Here is a 3,152-nt window from a genome sequence, read left to right as displayed (position 1 = left end):
GCGCGCTGTTCGTGACACGGTGGTCTCTGTTGCCCGTGCGGTATGGAACTGGATTTTCTTCTGAACCTGTCGTGACTGATGCCCTCCCTGACTCTGAGTCTGCTCACAAAAGCACTGTTTTCGTTACTGTCTCTCTTGTCCGTGCAATAGCTCAATAATAGAATAAAACGATCGATATCTATTTTATCGATCGTTTATATCGATCGATAGGCTAATAATAACCTTTGTCAGTAACATGCACAGATACGTACAGAAATACATTCAGGGAACAACAGAACCACACGTCAGAAACTCCCACAGCCGGACCTCCGGCACTGTAACCCTTTACCTGCCGGTATCCACATCTGTGGATACCGGCTTTTTTATTCACCCTCACTCTGATTAAGGAAATGCTGATGAAACGACATCTGAATACCTGCTACAGGCTGGTATGGAATCACATTACGGGCGCTTTCGTGGTTGCCTCCGAACTGGCCCGCGCACGGGGTAAACGTGGCGGTGTGGCGGTTGCACTGTCTCTTGCCGCGGTCACGTCACTCCCGGTGCTGGCTGCTGACATCGTTGTGCACCCGGGTGAAACAGTGAATGGCGGAACACTGGTAAACCATGACAACCAGTTTGTATCCGGAACAGCTGATGGCGTGACTGTCAGTACCGGGCTTGAGCTGGGGCCGGACAGTGACGAAAACACCGGCGGGCAATGGATAAACGCGGGTGGCACAGGCAGAAACACCACTGTCACCGCAAATGGTCGTCAGATTGTGCAGGCAGGAGGAACTGCCAGTGATACGGTTATTCGTGATGGCGGAGGGCAGAGCCTTAACGGACTGGCGGTGAACACCACGCTGGATAACAGAGGTGAGCAGTGGGTACACGGGGGAGGGAAAGCTGCCGGTACAATTATTAACCAGGATGGTTACCAGACCATAAAACATGGCGGACTGGCAACCGGAACCATCGTCAACACCGGTGCAGAAGGTGGTCCGGAGTCTGAAAATGTGTCCAGCGGTCAGATGGTCGGAGGGACGGCTGAATCCACCACCATCAACAAAAATGGCCGGCAGGTTATCTGGTCTTCGGGGATGGCACGGGACACCCTCATTTACGCCGGTGGTGACCAGACGGTACACGGAGAGGCACATAACACCCGGCTGGAGGGGGGTAACCAGTATGTACACAACGGTGGCACGGCAACAGAGACGCTGATAAACCGTGATGGCTGGCAGGTGATTAAGGAAGGAGGAACTGCCGCGCATACCACCATCAACCAGAAAGGAAAGCTGCAGGTGAATGCCGGCGGTAAAGCGTCTGATGTCACCCAGAACACGGGCGGTGCACTGGTTACCAGTACAGCTGCAACCGTCACCGGTACAAACCGCCTGGGAGCATTCTCCGTTGTGGCGGGTAAGGCTGATAATGTCGTACTGGAAAATGGCGGACGTCTGGATGTGCTGAGCGGACACACAGCCACTAATACCCGTGTGGATGATGGCGGAACGCTGGATGTCCGCAACGGTGGTGCCGCCACCACCGTATCCATGGGGAATGGCGGTGTACTGCTGGCCGATTCCGGTGCCGCTGTCAGTGGTACCCGGAGCGACGGAAAGGCATTCAGTATCGGAGGCGGTCAGGCGGATGCCCTGATGCTGGAAAAAGGCAGTTCATTCACGCTGAACGCCGGTGATACGGCCACGGATACCACGGTAAATGGCGGACTGTTCACCGCCAGGGGCGGCACACTGGCGGGCACCACCACGCTGAATAACGGCGCCATACTTACCCTTTCCGGGAAGACGGTGAACAACGATACCCTGACCATCCGTGAAGGCGATGCACTCCTGCAGGGAGGCTCTCTCACCGGTAACGGCAGCGTGGAAAAATCAGGAAGTGGCACACTCACTGTCAGCAACACCACACTCACCCAGAAAGCCGTCAACCTGAATGAAGGCACGCTGACGCTGAACGACAGTACCGTCACCACGGATGTCATTGCTCAGCGCGGTACAGCCCTGAAGCTGACCGGCAGCACTGTGCTGAACGGTGCCATTGACCCCACGAATGTCACTCTCGCCTCCGGTGCCACCTGGAATATCCCCGATAACGCCACGGTGCTGTCGGTGGTGGATGACCTCAGCCATGCCGGACAGATTCATTTCACCTCCACCCGCACAGGGAAGTTCGTACCGGCAACCCTGAAAGTGAAAAACCTGAACGGGCAGAATGGCACCATCAGCCTGCGTGTACGCCCGGATATGGCGCAGAACAATGCTGACAGACTGGTCATTGACGGTGGCAGGGCAACCGGAAAAACCATCCTGAATCTGGTGAACGCCGGCAACAGTGCGTCGGGGCTGGCGACCAGCGGTAAGGGTATTCAGGTGGTGGAAGCCATTAACGGTGCCACCACGGAGGAAGGGGCCTTTGTCCAGGGGAACAGGCTGCAGGCCGGTGCCTTTAACTACTCCCTCAACCGGGACAGTGATGAGAGCTGGTATCTGCGCAGTGAAAATGCTTATCGTGCAGAAGTCCCCCTGTATGCCTCCATGCTGACACAGGCAATGGACTATGACCGGATTCTGGCAGGCTCCCGCAGCCATCAGACCGGTGTAAACGGTGAAAATAACAGCGTCCGTCTCAGCATTCAGGGCGGCCATCTCGGTCACGATAACAACGGCGGTATTGCCCGTGGGGCCACGCCGGAAAGCAGCGGCAGCTATGGCTTCGTCCGTCTGGAGGGTGACCTGCTCAGAACAGAGGTTGCCGGTATGTCTGTGACCGCAGGGATATATGGTGCTGCAGGCCATTCTTCCGTTGATGTTAAGGATGATGACGGCTCCCGCGCCGGCACGGTCCGGGATGATGCCGGCAGCCTGGGCGGATATATGAACCTGACACACACCTCCTCCGGCCTGTGGGCTGACATAGTGGCACAGGGAACCCGCCACAGTATGAAAGCGTCATCGGGCAATAACGACTTCCGCGCACGGGGCTGGGGCTGGCTGGGCTCACTGGAAACCGGTCTGCCCTTCAGTATCACTGACAACCTGATGCTGGAGCCACAACTGCAGTACACCTGGCAGGGACTTTCCCTGGATGACGGCCAGGATAACGCCGGTTATGTGAAGTTCGGGCATAGCAGTGCACAACATGTG

1 protein-coding gene and 1 pseudogene are annotated in these 3,152 nt (G+C 56.6%); both read left to right on the top strand.

Annotation, left to right across the window (positions count from 1 at the left end):
• Positions 1 to 64: pseudogene (locus E0D98_RS28105) on the top strand (hypothetical protein); the annotation flags it as partial.
• Between the two features lie 331 nt (positions 65 to 395).
• The coding region (locus E0D98_RS22745; protein WP_131891086.1) for an Ag43/Cah family autotransporter adhesin at positions 396 to 3,152 on the top strand (2,757 nt) is incomplete at its 3' end.

The organism is Escherichia sp. KCJ4928 (assembly GCF_004352695.1).
Lineage (GTDB): Bacteria > Pseudomonadota > Gammaproteobacteria > Enterobacterales > Enterobacteriaceae > ECMA0423.
The sequence above is the reverse complement of the archived record's forward strand: the minus strand, read 5'-3'. Positions and strand labels throughout refer to the sequence as shown.